Source organism: Streptococcus sinensis (assembly GCF_000767835.1).
GTDB classification, from domain to species: Bacteria; Bacillota; Bacilli; order Lactobacillales; family Streptococcaceae; genus Streptococcus; species Streptococcus sinensis.
Genome location: NZ_JPEN01000068.1, coordinates 45,190 through 65,083, shown reverse-complemented (window position 1 = coordinate 65,083; position 19,894 = coordinate 45,190). Strand labels below are relative to the sequence as shown.

The window sequence follows — 19,894 nt, the reverse complement described above, 5'->3', positions numbered from 1 at the left end:
AAAAGGAGAGAAGACATGGTAACAGTCATTCTAGCTGAAAAAGAAACTCAGGCTGCTGCTTATGCAGAATGTTTGGGTTCAGCTGGTAAAAAAGGAAAAGTACATATTGTGAAGCACACACCCTATTTTTCAGATGAAGTTCATGTTATTGCGGCTGAAGGGCATTTGTTTGAATACGGATTACCAAAAGATAATTGGAATTTAGAGAAGTTACCCTTGGTTGATGTTTCGTTTAAACAGACCTTGAAACAAGACAAAGTATCGAAAGAAACCTTCAAACAGATTTATCAGGAAGTAATGGCAGCGAATCAGGTGATTATCGGTACGGACTCCGATCGAGAAGGGGAACGAATTGCTTATTCAATTTTGTCCCATATTCCAGAAGGAAAAAATAAGGTCACCAAACGCCTCTGGGTGAATTCCATGACAACACATGCCCTTCAGAAAGCCTTTCAAAATTTGAGAGAGCCGATAGAAACCTATAACTATTATTTAGAAGCTGAAGCACGTGCACAGTCGGATTGGTTAGTGGGTATGAACTTATCTCCTCTGGTAACCTTGGAACTTCAAAACAAGGGACGGCTGCCAAGAGGAAAAGGAAATAGCTTATCAGTTGGACGTGTTCAGACCCCTGGAGTACGTCTCATCTGTGAAAATGATTTAGCGATTCAAAACTTTAGACCAGATACTTATTGGAAGTTACAGTTACAAGATAAGGAAACGGAGATTAGCTTTTCAAATAAAGAAAAGTACTCAGATAGTGAGGTCATCCTAGCGACATCACGACAACTAAGCCCAGTTTCTACAATTTCTTCAGTTGAAACAGAAGACCATCAACGAGCAGCACCCGCTCTATTTAATCTCTCAGATATTCAGGAGTTGGCAGCCAGACAGTGGGGATTTGAACCTACTAAAACAGAAAATTTGATTGAAAGCCTCTATTTGAAAAAATACTTGTCTTATCCCAGAACTGATACACGCTTTATTACGCAAGAAGAATTTGATTATCTAAAAACGTACTTGAAGAGCTATCAGGAGACCATCCATTGCTCATTTGAGCCAGTGAACGTAGAGGCAAGGGAAAATTACGTTAACCCAAAAAAAGTGGCTAAAACGAGCCACTATGCCCTGATTCCAACGGAAAATATTCCGAACTTAGTCACCTTAAAACCAGATGAACGATTCATCTATGAGGCGGTTGTTCGCAGAACACTTTTGATGTTTGCGGCAGATTGTCGCTACCAAACAACAACAGTTGAAATAGAGAATCAGGGGCTAGTCTTTAAGGCAAGAGGTCGGCAGATGATTGATTTTGGGTGGGTCACCTTCAGTCAACAGAAACTAAAAGAGGATGTTGAGCTACCTGATTATCGTGTTGGAGATCAAATCGAAACAAAGGCTACTATTCTTGAAGGCGTAACAAAGCCACCGAAGCGATTAACGGAAAGTCAATTCATTGGACAAATTCTACCAAAGTACGGTTTAGGTACGCAGGCAACACGAGCAACGATGCTGAAAACTATTCAGGATAGAGGCTATATTACAAAGGATAAGAAAACAGGTCAGCTGTTCCCAACGAATAAGGCCTATCTATTGATTCACTATCTCTATGATAATGAATTTGCTAGCCCTGAAACAACAGGCGGCTGGGAGTTCTTTCTATCTCAAATTGGAGAAGGAGAAATTAATCCACGTGAGTTTGTGGATGCCATAAAAGAGAAATTGACCGATCAAATTGTGGCTGCTAAGGAAAGGAATGATTGATGTGGAAGATGAGCTAAAAACCCCTTATTTGGATCAGTATACGGATAATTTATCAGCCAAGGTTGCTAAGCAAGCAGCTGATTATCAAGTCTATGGACGAGACAAGGAAGTTCAAGCTGTCATCATCTCTCTTCTCAGACGAACTAAGAACAATCCTATCCTAGTAGGAGAAGCAGGAGTTGGGAAAACAGCTATTGTCGAAGGGCTGACACTTGCGATTTTACGTAACAAGGTTCCAGATGCATTAAAAGGCTTGACCGTTCGTTCCCTGGAGCTTTCTAGCTTGATGAGTGAAGAAAATGGCGGTTTTATTGCCAAATTCAAAAAAATTATTGAGGAGATGGTGGCGACACGTGGTCATAACCTTCTCTTTGTGGATGAATTTCATACCATCGTTGGGGCAGGTAGTCAAGACGGCCAAGCACTTGATGCAGGAAATGTGATAAAGCCCGTTTTGGCTCGTGGGGATATTCAGCTGATTGGGGCAACTACCCTAGATGAATTTCATGATTACATCGAGACTGATCGAGCTCTAGAGCGTCGGATGCAGCCTGTTATGGTAGAGGAACCAACTATTCCACAAGCCATCACAATTATTGGACAAGCTAAGAGAATTTATGAATCCTTTCACGGAGTCGAAATTTCTTCAGAAGCGGTTCAACAAGCGGTTCGTTTATCCGTTCGCTATATGACAGATCGTTTCTTACCAGATAAGGCCTTTGACTTAATAGATGAAGCCGCAACTATTGCTTCAGCTGGAGGAAAAAGCAAGGTGACAGAAGAAGACATTGCTCAAGTCTTAAAAAATAAAACAGGAATTCCTGTCACAACAATTCTAAAAGGCGATCAGGAACGGTTAGAAGGCTTCAAGGAAAAACTAATGGCACGTGTTAAAGGTCAAGAAGATGCGATTGAGGCCATCGTCGATGCGGTCACCATTGCTCAAGCTGGCTTGCAAGATGAAAACAAGCCTATCTCTTCTTTTCTCTTTCTTGGCCCAACTGGGGTTGGAAAGACTGAGTTATCCAAGGCTGTCGCAGAAGCACTTTTTGACGACGAAAATGCCATGATTCGTTTTGATATGTCAGAGTTCAAACAGAAAGAAGATGTGGTCAAGTTAATCGGTAATCGTGCGACAAGAACAAAAGGGCAATTGACGGAAGGTGTGAAACAGAAACCTTACTGTGTCTTGTTGCTAGATGAAATTGAAAAGGCACACAATGAGGTGATGGATCTCTTCTTGCAGGTTCTGGATGATGGTCGCTTAACGGATAGTTCTGGGCGTTTGATTAGTTTTAAAAATACAATTGTGATGATGACCACTAACATTGGGGCTGAAAAAATCATTAATAAATGGGAACTCAAAGGTAATTTTCGCAATCTCACTGATCGTGATTGGCAACAATTTGAGAAGTCGATGGGAAGTGAGCTTCAAAATGAGTTCAGGCCAGAGTTTCTCAATCGGATCGAAAATAAAATCATCTTTAATCTTTTAGAACGTAATGTGATTGAAGAAATCGCAGAAAAAAACCTGTCTGAGATTGCAGATAGAATGAATCGACAAAATTTAACACTTTCATACGAGCCTAGTTTGATCCAGTATCTGTCTGATGTTGGTACTGACGTTAAGAATGGTGCACGTCCTTTAGAACGTTTGATGAAGCGAAAAGTATTAGCGCCTATCTCAGCTAGAAGCTTGACGTTAGATAAAAGCAAGCAAACTTATAACGTTCATTTATGGGTTGAGGGAGAGGCACCAGATAGTCAACATCGAAAAGATTTGAGACAAATTCAGCTGGATATTGAGGGAGAAAGAGATACATTATTCAGCTGAAAAAATTTTTCCTATGACTTGTCCGCTTAATGCAGAGAATTTGATTATCCCTTACACTAATAATGTCAATAAAATATGAGGAGGATTTCTATGAAAAACAAATTGACAAAAACGTTAAATGAAGTGAGATCTAAAGGCAAGTGCTATTTGCTTAGTCTCTCACTCTTTCTGTCAGGACTCCTGACGAACACTGTCTATGCGGATGATCCCTTTGCCAAGACACAAAATTTGGCTCAACAAGGAATTACCAAAGTTCAAGGAATTGGGATTGTTACCTTAGGAGCCGCCGTTGTTATTACAGGTCTCATCTATGGTTTTGGTGGTCGCGAAGTAAAAGCTGCGATTAAAAAACACTGGGTAGCTATTGCGGTATCCATTATTGCGGTTTCTGCTGGTCCAAGCATTGTTGAGTGGGGCTTTAACTTTGTGAGAGGTTAAGGTGGTTACGATGGCATTTATCCCATTTAAGAAAAGCTCCAAATGCGTAATAACAGATGATTTATTTCTCGAGGTCACATGGGAAGATGGGAAATCTCCAGATGATGATAGTGAGCTTCTTGGTATTATTGAAGGGCTAGACCAACAGTATTTGGATACTTTTGAGCAGTCAATTGAAGAGTCGCTTCCTTATATGACCTTTCTTCAAGCAGAACTGCTCTTCCAAGTTTTACAAGAGGCTTATGGTCAAATGCAGCTGAAAAGAGTTGCGATTTGTCACCTGGAAGGAAAAGAAGCGGTGTCAGAAGGAGAAGTTTTTGCCAGCCCATTCATCATTGATCAAAGGTATCAGAATTTACTGTTACCATTGATTCAAGCCATTATGACAGGGACAGATTTTCAATCCTATACCTATCACGAAAAACGAGAGTATTTTGTGAATCAAATTTATCCCGCTTACAAAAAGAGTTTGGGAATTCAAGAATCGGCACTACCTCTTTTCCCAGAAGAAGGGGAGCAAGTCTCAAATGTCTTGCCACAACAGAAGCTGGTTTCAAGCAATTCTGTAGCTATACCATCACCTGTAGAACACAAATTTCCAAAAGAACCATCCCTGAAAAAGGTCTATATACTCATGGGATTTCTTGTAACATTAGCTGTCGGGGGGATGATTTTATCTGTTATTTCGCAAGCGCAACTGTCCAAACAGAAGGAACAAGTGATCTATCTCTATCAAGAACTGAAAAATACCCAGAACTTAGCAGATAAGGAACATCAAATAGATGTCTTCAGTCGTTATTTCTTACCTAATTATTATTCTGGTAAAAAGGAAAACTTAACAGACTTTCTGTCAGATGGAGATGCCAAATACACTGTTCCAAAAGAAGGAACGTTGCAGTCAGTGATTCTTGAGAAACTAACCTATGATTCAAAAACAAAAGAATATTCGGTGACCTATGTCCTATCTGTAAAAGAAGGAGAGAAGGCTTCCAGTATTCGATTGAGTTTTTCAGTTGAGACTTCTAAGTCTTCTAAATATGGCTATGTCATCACGACAGAACCCAAAGCATCTGAATACATCAAAATTAAAAAGTAGAAAAGGAAACGTATCATGACTAAAAAACAATTACTCACACTATTAACTGTGTCCGCTCTTGCGCTATCTAAAGCTGGCTTTATCTCCGCTGATGAAGTGGCACCTGTTGATCCAAGCGCACCATCTACAGAAGTGGTAGTACCGCCAACGGATAGTACCCCTCCAGCCACAGATACTGGTTCTTCTGATACTGGGACAACGCAACCAACAGTTCCAGTAGATCCATCCACACCAAGCACACCAACAGAACCTAGTACTCCCACAGATCCAAGTACATCGGATCCAGTAGTGCCGACAAATCCATCTACTCCAGGAACTTCTACAGAACCATCTGACAACAACGGAAATAATGGTAATCCAACTACGCCTGGAACAACCGATCCGTCAACTAATGGAAATGGAGGGGCTACCCCTACATCACCAAGCGAAGAGCCGAAGAATCCAGCTCCAATGCCAGAACCTAATCGGACGTTTGATCCGTTTGAAACGAATGGTGGTCAAACCGTTGTCGGTACCCAAAATAGTCAGGTAGTCGTACAACAAGCTGATGGCAGCACTAATTTAGTCTCTGCCGAATCTATAGGCGGTAAGACAAATGCAGATGGTACGGTTACTCTAACTTCAGCCTCAGGTGAAATGAAAAACCTACCTGAAACAGGAGAAGAAGCGTTCATTAGTTCTCTGTTATCACTGATTGGTCTATCTTTGCTTGCAGTAGGAACAAAATTAAAAAAATTATTTTAATAAAATTTAAGGAGAAATCAAAAAATGAAATCAAATGAAACAAAAACGTATGGATCAATTCGTAAAATCAAGGCTTATGGTACTTGTGGGGTTATTTTAGGGCTTGCAGCACTAGCTGTAGCGACAACTAATGGTGTACAAGCAGATGAAGTCGCTAAAGAGCCTACTACAGTTGTACCAGCAAATACAGCTACAAATTTGTCAGATAGTCAACCAGCTCAAACACAAGCAGCTCAACAAATGATTGATCAGGCAAATCAATCTCAAGGAACGGTTAATGTTCAAGTTGACAATTCGCAGGTTAATCAAGCAGCACAAGCAGCCCAAAAAGAAGGTGTGGAAGTGGTGCAAGACTCTCCCGTTGATAAGGGTACCACAAACAGTTTAGCTGAAACACAAAAAGCCCAAGCTGAAATTGCAGCGGATCAAGCAAAACAAAAAGTAGCTGTTGAAAAAACAACAGAAGATTATCTAAAAGCAAAAGATGACTATGCAAAAGCAGCTGAAGAAACCAAACAAAAGAATGCGCAGATTGAAGCGGAAAATCAAGCCTTGAAAGAAGCACATGATAAGGCTAGCCAACAAGCAGCTCAAACCAATCAAGCAGTGGCTCAAGTAAAAGCTAAGATTAAAGCTGAGTTTCCAGATGCCAACGTAACCGAAACGACTAAAGAAGTGAAAGTGGATGCCAACAAAACTTCTTATGACGCTTATACAAAAGCTGTTGAACAAGTAAAAACCGAAAATCAAAAAGCTGCTGAAATGTATCAAGTTGAAAAAACAAAAGAAAATCAGGAAATTGCAGCTGCGAAGGCATATAATGAAGCGGTGCGTAAGCGAAATGTTGAGGGTCAAGCTCAGGTAGAAGCTGAAAATGCGGAAATTGAGAAACGTAATCAAGCTAAATTGGCTAACAAAAAGTCTGTTGAGGCTGAAAATGCGGAAATTTCTAAACGAAATGCTAAAGGGCAGTCTAAAGTTGATGGTGAAAACAAGGTGATTGATGAGTTCAATCGTAAAGTTTCTGAGCATAACAAAGCTGAAGATGCTCGTGTCGCTAAAGAAAAAGCTGAATCCAAAGCTAATAGTGCTAAGGATGGTTATGTTAAAGATATTGTAAGTAAGTATCTTGTCTTTGGCAAAGACAATGTAAAAAATGCTAAACTTGTGAGCGTCAAGGGTGCAGAATTTATTTCTCAGAAGAAATACTGGGAACAGGTTGATGCAAAAGGCGGTAATGTCTTTAATGTGATTGGTACTAATTGGGATAATTTGGTTACTAATGATGCCAAAGAAGCGACTTCTGCATCAAGTGGCAGTATCTTGGGGCGTCTTGCGGTAGGACAAACAGCAGTTGCTCGATATGAGGGATTGTCTGGTTCCTATGACGGTAAAAAAATTGTAGCCGCCGAATTCCAATATACGGCCAAAAAGGCTAATAGCCAATATGGAAAGATCAATCTGAATTTCGAAGGAAATCCTACATCGACAATTCTTGCTGGAACGCTGGCAGGTAAGGAAGGTTATGAGCTTGACGTAGAGGTCCGATATTTTGGGGAAGATGGAAAGGAAATTCTTCCAGTAAAAGGAAAACCATTCCTTTATTCTGTTGCTTCCATGAACTCTTACGGGGAAGGAACATCACACGTTGAATATGCTCGTATTTATACTGGTGACAGGTTCATCCCAATTAACGGATCTAAGGTTGCTCGTTATGGTGATTTGGTTTATTCTAAGACTAATTTAGAAGATCTGGATGCTTTGGGCTTAGATAAGCCGTGGGACAGAGAGGATAGTCCCTACGCCTATAAAGGCGCAGGGATTGTTTCGACAGATAAACGAATCAAATTCAGCTTCGGTGTTGAAACAAACGGTCAGGAAAGTGGAATTGTTTCACAATGGTTTGCATTTAACACTGACTTTAAGTCTTCTGGCATTCCAGTTCCTGCTCGTTATAAAGAACCTAAATCTCGTAAAACATTTACTCCTGAAAAACTAAAAGAAGTTCCAACTCCTAAAATGGAAGAGTTGAAGAAGTTTACTCCTGAAAAGGAAAAGACTGTACCAACTCCAAAAACTAAATTGACTTTGGTAAAAGTAAATGGTGTTCCAACGCCAACTTATAAGCCAAAAGAAAAAGAACCAACTGCTCCAGTAGTGCCAACGGTACACGTTCATGATTATAAATTATCTACTCGTCCGCAAATTGCGAAAGCTGTAGAAAATGCGGATAAATTGAATATCAATGGCCGGTATGTTGCTAAGAATTCTTTGAATCGCTTTGTTTTGCAGACAGAGGCTTTGCCTGCAGGCCGTAAAGCAGTGACACAATTAGTCTTTAATGATCATTTGCCGCAAGGATTTAAGGCAGATTTGGAAAAGACAAAAGAAGCCAATAAGGGCTATGATGTGTCTTATAATGAAAAAACGAATCTGATGACATTTAAGGCTGTGGCATCAATCCTTTCTTCAGTAAATCAAAACTTGAACAAGGAATATCAATTAGGGGCATTGTCTGTTTGGGGGCGTCCGCAAAATGACGCTGCAGACTATGAAAATGTCTTTGAAATGGTCGTGAACGGTGGCGGATCAAACGGCTATGTTCGTAAATCGAACAAAGTCTTGATTCACACTCCAGGCAAACCACAACCAAACAAGCCAAATGATCCGAAGAATCCGAATCGTGATCCATTGAAACCAGAAAAGCATAATTACAATGCTGCTGGAAAACTGGTGGATGGCAAAGAAATGCTTCCAGAAGGTATCAATTACTATGTTTCTAAATGGACGAATCGTCCAAATAAGGGTGATAAATCTGGTAAAGAAGCGATTGCCAAAGGCTTTGCATACATTGAAGATTATCAGGATGATGCAGTCACACCGCTTGAAAGTCGTTTCAAAGTGAAGGATGCAGAAGGCAAGGAAGTCAATGGCCTGAAGATGTATCATGTTCTTTCTCGTGAAACTCTTTCAAAAGAGTTGAATGACATGATTGATCGTTCAGGTATTTCTCCAAAAGGCAAGTTCTACATGTGGATTGCTGAAAAACCATCGGAATTCTATAAAGCTTATGTTCAAACAGGTATGGACTTATTCTTCCATACTCCAATGCGAAATAAAACGAGCTTTAAAGGTAAATACACGAACCAAACCTTCCAAGTGCAATTTGGTAACGGCTACTACTCAAATGTAGTGGTAAATCATGTGCCAGAGCTGAAAGTTCAAAAACAAGTCTTTAGTAAACTTGGTGATGGACAAAACCTTGATGGCAAGCTTGTTAAATTGGGTGATAAGTTCTATTATTTCTTAGATGGAGCTAAGTTGCCTGCAAATCGCGGCGAAGCACTCAAAGAATATCGTTTCTATGATGACTTTGACGAAAAGGGTGATGAATTTACGGGTCAATATAAGGCAATGGCTGCTGTTGACATCAAATTGAAAGATGGTACAGTGATTAAGTCTGGTACAGACTTATCACAATATGCAGAACTGAAGTATGACAAAGCTAAAGGGGTTGTTGAAATTTCAATGAAGCGAGACTTTTTGGATAAAGTCGATAATGCTTCTGAATTTGATGTAGACGCTGCAATTCAAATGAAACGGATTGCGGCTGGAACATTTGAAAACACCTACAAGAATGTGGTAAATGGTCATGAAGTTGTTTCTAACACAGTTAAGACTAGCACTCCAGAGCCAGAAAAACCACAACCTAAGAAACCAACCCCTGCACCAAAAACACCAGCTCCAGCTTTGCCACAAACAGGTACAGCTTCATCGGTTGGACTTTCAGTTTTGGGAATGATTCTTGCAGGATTCAGCCTTGTTAGTTTCAAAAAACGGAAAGAAAATTAAAAAGAAAATCTGATAAACGCAATAGATAGCTTTGATCAGACAGATGGAGCAAGCTAGGCGTTTTGCCTAGCTTTTCTTTTTGGTATCGGTTGAATTCATTATTTTTGTATCGTATAATAAAGTTATCCATCACAATAGGAGTCATTTTATAAGCATGAAAAAAGAAATTGAAGAATTATTAAAAAGTGGGCGTACTGCCTATAGTATTGCAAAAGAATCTGGTATTGATGTGACTGCGATTCAAAAATTTATGAATGGTCAGCGAAAAATCGGGAATATGACTTTAGATACAGCAGAAAAGTTGATAAAAGTCATCAAAAATTCTGATCAAGACACTTGACATTATAAGACGTATGTCTTATAATGTCATTATAAATCATTTAAAAGGAGTCATAAGATATTATGAATAAAGTTAGTAAAACATTGATGACAACAGTTGCGACTATTGCTGTGGTAGGTGCAGGACGAGTAGTACAGGCAGAAGATGTGCAACCAAAAGAAGTTAAAAGCACGGAAGCTGCTCAAACGAAAGCAGTTGTAACCAAAGAAGAAGTAACTCAATCTCAAACAGCTGTAGATACTGCAACTGTAGCAGTCAAAGCACAAGAACAAGTAGCACAAGCAGCCCAAAAAGATGTGACGACTGCTGAAAATATGGTCAAAACAGAAACAACTAATGTCGCTCAATCTGAGAAAGTCAATCAAGAAGCGACTCCAGAAAATGTGGCTAAAGCAGAAACTTCTGTTACGGAAACGACTAATCAGGTAAGTCAAGCTGAAAATGCTGTATCTGCTAGTCAAACAACCCAAGAAATGGCTCAAAAAGCGGTAATTGAGCAAACAAAATCGGTTACTGAAGCGCAAAAGTCAGTTGAAATAAAAGAGGCAGAAGTAACTCAAGCAGAAAAGAAAGTAGCCGAAAAACAAGCCATCCTAGATGGTACGGGTACAGAAATTATTGCTAAAGCTGAACAAACGCAAGCAAAAGTAAACGCTGATAAAGAAGCAGTTACTAAAGCTCAAACAAATTTGGCTGAAGCGAAACAAGCTGATCAAAAGCGGGCAAGTGAGCTGGCAACTGCTGAAAAGGAAGTGACTCAATCTCAAGCAACTGTAGATGCTTCTAAAGCTGAGTTAGATAAAAAGGTTGCTGCGGCAAGCAAAACGGCAGAAGTTTTGGAAAAAGCAACTGCTGATTTGACAAAAGCTAACCAAGATGCTGAATCTATCAATCAAATTAAGATTTCTCAGGAATATATTGCAGCTTTAAGAGAGTATTCTCAAAAAATCGCGACAGCTTCTCCAGCTGAAGAGAAGACTATGACGGATAAATTGGTAGCTTTGGGTAAAGTCTTAGCTAAGCAGAATCGCTTTAAAGCGAATAAAAATGATGGTCAAGAAAAGCTTGATTTGAATAATCTTTCGGAGGCGACCAGAGAAGAAATCTCTTTGTTTGCAGCTGATTTGTTGAATCAAATTCATACAGCTTTTGGAACTTCTAAAATAGAGGTGGCGAAAGATGCAGCTAAAATTGTCCATAGCCATGTATCTACTTCTAAAACCAATGGTGTGAAAGGTCATGATTCAACCAATCTTAAGAAGGTATTGGATCAATATGGAATTTCTTCTGGCACTGAAGAAAATATTGGTTTGAATGGTGGTGCTGGAGCGGGGCAGTTTGTAACAAAATCTGAGTTAAAACATTTGGTTTATAATACGATTTTAAATTTAATGTTTAATGCTTTTGAAAATGTAGAAGATAACGAAAACAATGAATTTCTTCATGCTTCTAGTTTAGCTGGTCTATTCAGTACGGATGTTAAGACAAGTTATTTGGGGGTTGGTACGTCTTTTAAAGATGATTATTGGCAAGTGGTGAACTTCTTGTTTCTTCATGATAAAGGCTTGTCAGGTAGCACTTTTAACCAAACAGTATTGAGTAATCCGTTTGATAGTCAGAAGTTGTTGAAAGTTCAAAAAGAAGCTCAAAGCACTTATAATGTTGCAAAACAAGATGATGATGGTGCGCAAGAAGATAAGTTGAAAGCTGAAGCTGATCATAAGAAAGCAACTGATCATTTAACAGAAGTAATAGCACAACGTGATGCTATTAAAGCTACAGAAGTTAAAACTCCTGCAGCTCAAACTCAATTGGATCAAACACAGGCAACTTTAAAAGCGGATGAAGCTGAAAATAAAGCAGCCCAAGAAGCCGTTTCTCAATTGAATGCGGACGTGAAAGCTAAACAAGCAGCTTTAGCACAAGCAAAAGCTGAATTAGCTCAACAACAGTCAGAGCTTAACGCACTTAAAAATAGTCTTTCTGCTGAACAAAACAAATTAGCTACTAGGAAAGCTGATTTGACAAAAGCACAAGCATTAGTTAGCCAACGTAACAATGAGTTGGTACAAGCGAAAGAACGTTTGACAGTGGCTCAAGAAAAAGTGCGTCAATTGAAAGATGCACCTGCACGTTTAGCTCAAGCAAAACAAAACTTATTGACAGCTAAACAAACTTTAGTGGAGAAAAAAGATCTGCTTGAGAAAGAAGAAGCAAAATTGCAAGTGTTAAAAGCAACTCAAACAGAAGTAGTTGCTCAATATACTAAGCTTGTAAAAACATATAAGGCTCAATTGGAAGCAGAACGCTTAGCAAAATTAGCAGCGCAAAAAGCAGCGATTGAACAAGCAGGCGGACAAGCAATTCCAGTTGTGGATGAAACAGGTAAAATTACAAATTATGTGGACGGAAAGAAACAAACTGTTACACCAACACTCACTCCAACCAATCATAAGCAAGTGAAAGTTAATTATAATGTATCCGCTAATCGCTTACCGTCTACTGGAGAAACAACTTCTTTGTTGGGATTATTTGGAGGAGTGATACTCTTAGCTCTTAGTTTTGTAGGTCACAAAAGAAAAGAGGTAGAATAATATGCAAGAATTTATTGCGAATGGTCGTGTGTCAGACATTCCAGAAGATGCAGTTGGAAGAACTGCTAATGGAAACGTTAGTTTTAAGTTTGATTTCGCCTGTGATTCCAGTTTACAGGGGAATGATGGAAAACCATTGACTAGCTTCTTTCATGTACAAGTGTATGGCAAACAAGCTGAAATTATGGCACAAAGCCTATCAAAAGGCTCTCCTATCCTGGTAAAAGGAGAAATTATTCAGCGGACTTATACAAACAGTCAGGGACAACGTCGGAGTTATCAATATATTGCTCCAAGCCAACATGATGGCATTACTTTTTTAGAAAGTAAAGAGGCAGCAACGAGACGAAAACAAGGGAACTGGAATCCTTCTCAGCATGCATCTTCTCAAATTTCATCTTATCCAGAACCAGTAGATGCAGATGAGCCATTCTAACTAAAAAATAGCACATGATGTTTATATCACGTGCTATTTTTGTGTGAAGTGAGTAATTTATCTACGGTATGCCAGAAACAGGTGCTGAGAAGACGATTCTGAGACGTTTTCAGCTAATTTTATAATCTCTTATGCATGAAATTATCTTGAATAAGAGATAAAAAGTTATATAACTTTTTGGATACTTGACATAACTTGTCCCCTTAATGCAGAGATTTCCATTATCTCTTACACTAGTAATGTATTATAACAAAATTGGAAAGGAACATTATTTATGACAAGAAAACAAATAGATGATCAGTCTGATGATTTGATGGCTGACTCACTTCAGGTTGAAAATTATTTGAAACAAGGTAGAAGCTGTCATCGATGGACGGTTCACCTGGGAATAGAGCAGGGAGTTTACTCTTATTTGGAGCGCTATCAACTAGCTTCACCTCAACTACAGTTCAAGATCTTTCTTTTTTCCAGTTTCTACGGATCGAAGATCAACCACTTTTTAGAAGATATTCGAGGTGAACAATATGTTTAGTTGGCTAGAAGCTCTGTATTATACGCTGATCCAATTAGCTAAAGTGAATCGTTTCAATGCTTTTTTGTTGCTGAGTTTTGTAGGATACCTTTGTTACCAGGGGATCAAGATCATCAGAAAACCTCTACTGAACGTTTTTCAGCTGATAAAAGGAGTTATAAATGATCGGGATATGATTAAGAGCCATCTTAGAAACAAGAGGAAAGAGCTGGCTCGTTTATGGGAAAATAGACATAAGATTGACTGGAAGTCAACTGGGAAAGACAAAGGTAAGCGGTCGTGGTATCTTATTAAACGACTTGCAACGATTATTCCTTCATTTCTGTTTCTGCTATTAGGAAATATTCTCTTTCGTCTCATTTATAAAATTCCTTTTGTAAAACAAGATAGAAAACGTTTTGATAAGGAAATGAAACCCTTGCTCTACTTCAAAAATTATCGTAGCTTTGTGTTTATGGGAATGGGATTCAGTTTGATAGCGTTTATTCTCACAAACTATCTGGTGACTGTTTTGAGGGCAGCTATTCGATTCCTTTATTTCTCAATTATGACTTTGAGAGATAATAGTCAAACTATTACTTTTAACGTGGATAGCTTGTTAGTTCAGAATCTATTTAACGCTAGAGTGTTTGTAATAGCGCCCATTCTAGCAGTCCCCATTTTTCTGATTGGACTAGTGGTTGCCTGGCGCTCTGCTTGGGTCAATTTTGAGCAATACCGTGATTATAACCACAATGAAGAGGGGGATGACCGTTTTGCGACGGTTAAGGAAATCCACCAGCAGTATAAGAAAGTACCAAATAAGACAGAAACTTATCCAGGTGAAGGGGGCGTTCCTGTTCTTCATGAGACGAGAAAGAATCTAACAGGATTAACGCTTGGCTCTCAGATGCTGTGGCAAAACCGTACCTTTAGCCGTTATATGACGAATGCGGAGAGAATTTTAGGTATCTACTCTAAAGCTTCAGGTGACTATTATATTGATGACAGTACAACGAATATGCTGGGAGTTGGTATGACGCGTTCTGGTAAAGGAGAGGGGCATATCACGACAACGATTGATATTAATAGCCGTGCAGCTATTCAGCCTTCTATGGTTATTGCGGACCCCAAAGGGGAGCACTATCAGTCATCTTATAAGACCATGCGCCAACGTGGCTATGATGTTAACGTCCTCTCTTTCCAAAACATGGACTGGTCAATGTCTTATAACCCTCTAGCTCTTGCCATAGCAGCAGCTAGAAAAGGCTATTACGAAATAACTCAAACAAGGATTAATGCGGTTGCTGAAGCGATTTACCGTAAAACGAAGCCAGGTGTCGGCAATGGCAATGCCAAATATTGGGAAGATACCTCGATTTCTCTCTTTAATGCGATTGCCATGGCTCTCATTGACCGCGCCAATGAAACGGTCAAGAATGGTGAAAAGGATGCCTGGGACACTGTAACGGTTCGTAATATTGCTAAATTCTTAACTGACTTGGGTTCTGAGGAAGTATTTGTCAATGATTTTGGAGAAATCGTTGAGAATCCAGATCGTGATCAACAAGTGAAGAAGAAATCCAAAATCACGGTTTACTTTGACAACTTACGGAAAATTAACCAGGAACAATTTTCTAAATTTAGAGATATGGCTGATCTCAACTTCAGATCATCTGATTTTGCCTCTGAAGAAACAAAAGGGAATGTCTTCTCAAGCATGATGTCAGGCATTAACCTCTTCTTGCAAGATAATATTGCCAAGCTCACCTCTAAAAATTCCATTGACTTAGAGTCAGTTGGTTTTCCACGTCGCCTGTCCATTAAGTTCCGTTCCAGCTCAAACGTTGCCATGCGTAATGAATACGCTCATAAGACAGCTAAAGTGACGATTACTAGTCAATCAGCTTGGGGTAAAACCACTAGACAAGTGACTCACGTCAATGCTGCAACGGCTCTTATCGATGGGGAAGGCTACCTAACTTATGTCATTGAGCCAAAACTTCCTGAGCAGTTTCTGGTGACGATTGACTTTGATCACCAAAATAACGGTAATTCAGCAATTCGTGACCACATCTTCCAATTCTCAGCTGAGAAAGTTTATCAGAAACATGGCAAGGTTATTGCTTTGGATGAATACACGAAGAAACCAGTACTGGACCATATCAAGGTCACGGTTCTGAATAAACAAGAGGATGTCTTTCTTCAGGAAGAAGATATTGACTTGATTTATTCAGATAATCCTAAAGTGATTTACTTAGTGACACCACCAAACAGGACAGAATACAACAGCATTGTGTCACTGTTTTTGGACCAGTTATTTAATGCCAATTATGAGTTAGCTCTCTCAAATGGTCGTAAATGTGTCAATCGGATTCTTCATATCCTTGATGAATTCACCAATATTCCTGCTATTCCTCACATGGATACGAAGATTTCTATTGGTCTTGGTCAAAATATCCTCTATTACCTCTGGATTCAAAATTTAGAGCAGTTAACAGATAAGTATGGAGAGAATACGGCTGAGACGATTAAAGAAAATTGCTCTTTGAAAATTTATGTTAAGTCAACTGAGCCGAAGACAAATGAGTACTTCAGTAAAGAATTAGGAACTCGTACCATCACACGTCGTAGACGCTCCAGCAATATCCTAGACGAAGCTAACCCTAATGTGTCTATTGAGAATCCTAAACAGGAGCTATTGACACCGACACAGTTAGCCAAACTCCAAGAAGGAGAAGCGGTTATTCTACGTGGGGTGAAAGGTCGAGATAATGCGGGACGCAAAATCACGACAGATCCAATTTTCTTACATGAGAAAACCAGTCTTCCTTATCGATACATGTTCCTTCAGGAAGAGTTTGATCAGTCAATGACTTTGGCGGATATACCAGTAGAGAGTGCTCATAGGGAGCTTGATTTGCAGGATATAGCGGTGGGTGCACAAAGTACCTTTGGAAAGATTATTGACTGGCGGATAGCTTTAACTGACCGCATGAGAACAAATGGAGAATCACCTAAATTAGCAACGAGAAAGCAACAATCGAAGCCTCTCGCTCAATCTCAGTTTACTTCTTCAGCTGATCTAACCCAAGCTGTCATCGCAGAAGTTTTTGATGAGGAAGAAGATGACGATATTTTCTTTGTGGATGATGTTATCTAACGAGATGACCAAAAAGTTATATAATAAAGTGTATAATTGCTTAAAAATCAGTTTTCTGATATAATGAAATCAAGAAAATCAAGGAGAAATGGATGATGAACATGAAAAAGTGGTTTAGTTTTCTGACCCTCGGACTGGCCCTTGTTATGCTTGTGGCTTGTGGTCAAAAATCAACGGAAGATATTATCAAAACAGAATTGAAAGATAGTTATACGGGTTATTCTGAAGATTCAGGTGGTGGGTATCCATTTAGAGCCGGTGATGACACACTAACCTTTAATAAAAAAGACAATTCAATTACTAATAGCTATGGAGATATGAAATATTTTTCTGTTATTTCTGAAGATGATATTCCCTCAGGAACCCAGCGTGTTATTAATGAGTTGGAAGGTGAACTCAAAGGAACTGATAACTTTACAATAATTGTTAGTCGTAAAAAGAATCCAACAAAAAAAGATTCTGAGGGAGCCTATCAAATCGCCTTATCGGATGGTGGCAAATCTATTCGTATTTTTTACTTAGGACGAGAACCACGTAGCTTTGGATACTATGATTTCTCTGGCAAAGCTAAATAAAAGAAAAAGTCTCATTTGAGGCTTTTTTTGATGTTTTCCTGTGACTTGTCCGCTTAATGCAGGAAATCTCATTATCCCTTATGATGAAGGTATCATAAACAGAAAGTGGGTACCTTCAGTTGATATACGACACTTATTCAGATCTGGTCAATGCCCTAGAAAAAGGTTTTCTAGATATTAATGGTAAGACCAACGGGAATATCACAGGAGAGAATGCGGAGAAGATGGCTTCTTTTTATAAATATTGGAGCAACTATTTGGATTCGACTCCAGCTTTTCTTTCCTTCCTAGCTTATATCCCAGGTGGCATCGCTAAAGCCTTATATTCAATTACCGTTAGTCTTGAACATGTTTTTAATAATATGTTCAAGCTCTTTGGTCTTTTTGGCTATTTAGGGGATAGTAACACTGTTATTGGGCAGTTCTTTTACTGGTTTCAGGTAATTGGAACAACCTTATTTACCTTGATTCTAGTTGTCAGTGCTATTACAGGTGTTTTCACGAAACCTGTCAAATATAAAGGAGTGATTACCAACTTCCTTTTGGTCACGATGGTGACGGCTGCCTTACCATTGGCGCTAACAACCATTTCTTCTGTTGTTGCTCAAGATGCCATGAACATTCAAACAGTCTCAAGCGAAGCACCTGAAGGGAGTAAGAAATACTCATCTTTAGCCATCCAACCGATGAAGAACAATGTGGTGGACCTCAAGGTCTTGATTGACAACGACTTTTCAACGGAACTGTTTCCGCTGGATAGTTTTGGCTATATCAAACCACCCAAAGAAGGCTCAACGCCTGTTAATAATATTACGGATAGCACGGATAAGCGCGATACCACCGATTTTGCGACACGGATTGATTTTGGGGCAACTTACGGAGCTTCTAATTCAGGTTTGTTAGATGAAATGGAAGATAAACAGGAAGGTCTAAAAGGATTGTTTCTTCATCGACTGAATGCCAATCAGACAGGCGTTGAGACGATTACTGAACATAAGATTGTGGGGCAATTAAACGCTTTTGAACCTGTTTATATGCGGTACAAAGTTAACTGGATCGGGATGTTCATGCAGTATATCATCCTGATTGTCTTGTTGATTGCTATGTCAATCAAATTAGTAAAATCCGTCTTTGATATTATCATCCAAGCCATGATTTCCCCGCTCCAAGGTTATTCTTCACTATCCAACTCTAAGAAGTATAAAGAGCTGTTACGAACCATGGGTGGTGCTATAGCAGGTATTTTCTTTGAAGTGGTAATTATGCGGGTGACTCTTGAGATTTGTCGAGATCTACCAACTCTATCTGTATCGGCAATAACGAAGCTCTCAGGTGGTTTCTTCGATGGCCTTAGCATGTGGGAACAATGTTTGGCAGCTTGCCTTGTTTATATCGGACTTTTCTTTGCGGCCATGCAAGGCGTTTCTATGATTGAACGCTGGCTTGGTGTGTCAACGGGTCACAGTGATACCGCCCAACAACTCATTGGAGCCATGATGGCTGGTCAAGCCTTTGCGACAGGAGCAGGTGCTGTTGGTCATGCGGCTATGGGACTTGGTGGCTTTGGCATGAATGTCGCAAGCAAAGTTCCAGGAGCTGTTGCATCAGGTAGTAAGGTACTCGGAAATAGTCTTGCAACAACGGGTGGTGGTATTCGCGGTGCCTTCAATGCAGTGAAAGACCAAGGAGTGGCAGGCGCAGCCAAAGGAGGTTTAAGTAACATGTATAGTGCTGCCGACCTGATGGGGAAAGAGGCTATTGGGAAAGTCAAAGACTTTGCAGGAGGCGTTTCTGATCATATTGATCAGAAAGAACAAGCTGGCCATGATGCGGTGTATCGTGGATTGAAAGATCATAGTTTTAAGGATTATCCTCAACCTGTTTCGCCATATGATCCAGATGCTTCGGCAGGATTTGATAGTCTTGGAACTATCTCAGATGAGGCTGGACCAACTGGTGGAGGGATTACAGACCCTACGGTATCTTCTACAGAGCCTTCAGGTGAAGCATTCTCTGGTATTAGTGATCCGACAGCACCAGCTAAAGAAATGCCTATCCCAAATGCGACTAAGGATGTTCCTAAAAAACCGAAAATAGACTCTCCAGCAAGACGAAATCTCCAACAATCCATGCACCAAATGAACTATATGAACCAACAAATGCAGCAGTCCGCTCAGCGCATGCAAGGTCAATCACACATCAGAGGGGCCGAAATTGATGAAAGTGATGAGTAAAGCTTATGATTGATGTTGCTGGTAAGATCATTGTGATTACAGGAAGTTTACGTCCGATGACACGACAAGAAGTGACTGTCTTTTTAGAAAATCAAGGAGCTGTTGTCCAAGGGTATGTTTCTAGTCAAACGGAGATTCTACTGGCAGGTCATAAGCAGTTAAATCTCTTTGAACCGGATAAGCGTTCTAAGAAGTATGAAGCAGTTCTCGCTCGAATAGCGGAAGGACAAGAGATCACTATTTTGTCAGAAGATGTATTTTTCAATATGGTAAAAAATCTCAAGTGTGATAGGTAGTTATTGGTGTTTACGTT

Annotated in this window: 14 protein-coding genes; all 14 read left to right on the top strand. The window is 39.7% G+C overall.

The window, feature by feature from the left end; all coding sequences use genetic code 11:
- Positions 1-15: 15 nt before the first annotated feature.
- Positions 16-1,764 carry a type IA DNA topoisomerase gene (locus SSIN_RS05750; protein ID WP_037616756.1) on the top strand — a complete coding sequence of 583 codons (1,749 nt, stop codon included), beginning with the start codon at positions 16-18 and terminating at the stop codon, positions 1,762-1,764.
- A complete protein-coding gene (locus SSIN_RS05745; protein WP_037616754.1) occupies positions 1,757-3,598 on the top strand; it encodes an AAA family ATPase in 1,842 nt (613 codons plus the stop codon). Before SSIN_RS05750 ends, SSIN_RS05745 begins: the two co-directional genes overlap by 8 nt.
- A 90-nt stretch (positions 3,599-3,688) precedes the next feature.
- Positions 3,689-4,036, top strand: a complete 348-nt coding sequence (locus tag SSIN_RS05740; RefSeq protein ID WP_037616752.1) for a TrbC/VirB2 family protein — start codon at positions 3,689-3,691, stop codon at positions 4,034-4,036.
- A gap of 10 nt (positions 4,037-4,046) precedes the next feature.
- On the top strand, positions 4,047-5,132 hold the full coding sequence (locus SSIN_RS05735; RefSeq protein WP_037616750.1) for a hypothetical protein: 1,086 nt from the start codon (positions 4,047-4,049) through the stop codon (positions 5,130-5,132).
- A gap of 48 nt (positions 5,133-5,180) precedes the next feature.
- The gene (locus SSIN_RS05730; protein ID WP_342341878.1) at positions 5,181-5,876 is read left to right on the top strand and encodes a hypothetical protein; all 696 of its coding nucleotides are present in this window, start codon (positions 5,181-5,183) and stop codon (positions 5,874-5,876) included.
- A gap of 24 nt (positions 5,877-5,900) precedes the next feature.
- Positions 5,901-9,728: an SspB-related isopeptide-forming adhesin gene (locus SSIN_RS05725; RefSeq protein WP_037616747.1), complete on the top strand. Its 3,828-nt coding sequence runs from the start codon at positions 5,901-5,903 to the stop codon at positions 9,726-9,728.
- Positions 9,729-9,882: 154 nt separating this feature from the next.
- A complete protein-coding gene (locus SSIN_RS05720; RefSeq protein WP_037616745.1) occupies positions 9,883-10,068 on the top strand; it encodes a helix-turn-helix domain-containing protein in 186 nt (61 codons plus the stop codon).
- A gap of 62 nt (positions 10,069-10,130) precedes the next feature.
- On the top strand, positions 10,131-12,662 hold the full coding sequence (locus SSIN_RS05715; protein ID WP_037616743.1) for an SEC10/PgrA surface exclusion domain-containing protein: 2,532 nt from the start codon (positions 10,131-10,133) through the stop codon (positions 12,660-12,662).
- A gap of 1 nt (position 12,663) precedes the next feature.
- Positions 12,664-13,098, top strand: a complete 435-nt coding sequence (locus SSIN_RS05710; RefSeq protein WP_037616740.1) for a single-stranded DNA-binding protein — start codon at positions 12,664-12,666, stop codon at positions 13,096-13,098.
- Positions 13,099-13,372: 274 nt separating this feature from the next.
- A complete protein-coding gene (locus SSIN_RS05705) occupies positions 13,373-13,630 on the top strand; it encodes a hypothetical protein (protein ID WP_037616738.1) in 258 nt (85 codons plus the stop codon).
- Positions 13,623-16,772, top strand: coding sequence for a VirD4-like conjugal transfer protein, CD1115 family (locus tag SSIN_RS05700; protein ID WP_037616735.1), 3,150 nt, complete (start codon positions 13,623-13,625; stop codon positions 16,770-16,772). Before SSIN_RS05705 ends, SSIN_RS05700 begins: the two co-directional genes overlap by 8 nt.
- Positions 16,773-16,867: 95 nt before the next feature.
- On the top strand, positions 16,868-17,347 hold the full coding sequence (locus SSIN_RS05695) for an LptM family lipoprotein (RefSeq protein ID WP_037616889.1): 480 nt from the start codon (positions 16,868-16,870) through the stop codon (positions 17,345-17,347).
- Between the two features lie 119 nt (positions 17,348-17,466).
- Positions 17,467-19,581 (top strand): pLS20_p028 family conjugation system transmembrane protein, encoded by a 2,115-nt coding sequence (locus SSIN_RS05690; protein WP_037616733.1) that lies wholly within the window; start codon positions 17,467-17,469, stop codon positions 19,579-19,581.
- Positions 19,582-19,586: 5 nt separating this feature from the next.
- On the top strand, positions 19,587-19,877 hold the full coding sequence (locus SSIN_RS05685) for a BRCT domain-containing protein (RefSeq protein ID WP_037616731.1): 291 nt from the start codon (positions 19,587-19,589) through the stop codon (positions 19,875-19,877).
- The last annotated feature ends 17 nt before the right edge of the window (positions 19,878-19,894 follow it).

Coding starts and splice junctions, on each gene's coding strand:
- SSIN_RS05750 (WP_037616756.1), top strand. CDS start 16: ATGGTAACAGTCATTCTAGCTGAAAAAGAAACTCAGGCTGCTGCTTAT.
- SSIN_RS05745 (WP_037616754.1), top strand. CDS start 1,757: ATGATTGATGTGGAAGATGAGCTAAAAACCCCTTATTTGGATCAGTAT.
- SSIN_RS05740 (WP_037616752.1), top strand. CDS start 3,689: ATGAAAAACAAATTGACAAAAACGTTAAATGAAGTGAGATCTAAAGGC.
- SSIN_RS05735 (WP_037616750.1), top strand. CDS start 4,047: ATGGCATTTATCCCATTTAAGAAAAGCTCCAAATGCGTAATAACAGAT.
- SSIN_RS05725 (WP_037616747.1), top strand. CDS start 5,901: ATGAAATCAAATGAAACAAAAACGTATGGATCAATTCGTAAAATCAAG.
- SSIN_RS05720 (WP_037616745.1), top strand. CDS start 9,883: ATGAAAAAAGAAATTGAAGAATTATTAAAAAGTGGGCGTACTGCCTAT.
- SSIN_RS05715 (WP_037616743.1), top strand. CDS start 10,131: ATGAATAAAGTTAGTAAAACATTGATGACAACAGTTGCGACTATTGCT.
- SSIN_RS05710 (WP_037616740.1), top strand. CDS start 12,664: ATGCAAGAATTTATTGCGAATGGTCGTGTGTCAGACATTCCAGAAGAT.
- SSIN_RS05705 (WP_037616738.1), top strand. CDS start 13,373: ATGACAAGAAAACAAATAGATGATCAGTCTGATGATTTGATGGCTGAC.
- SSIN_RS05700 (WP_037616735.1), top strand. CDS start 13,623: ATGTTTAGTTGGCTAGAAGCTCTGTATTATACGCTGATCCAATTAGCT.
- SSIN_RS05695 (WP_037616889.1), top strand. CDS start 16,868: ATGAACATGAAAAAGTGGTTTAGTTTTCTGACCCTCGGACTGGCCCTT.
- SSIN_RS05685 (WP_037616731.1), top strand. CDS start 19,587: ATGATTGATGTTGCTGGTAAGATCATTGTGATTACAGGAAGTTTACGT.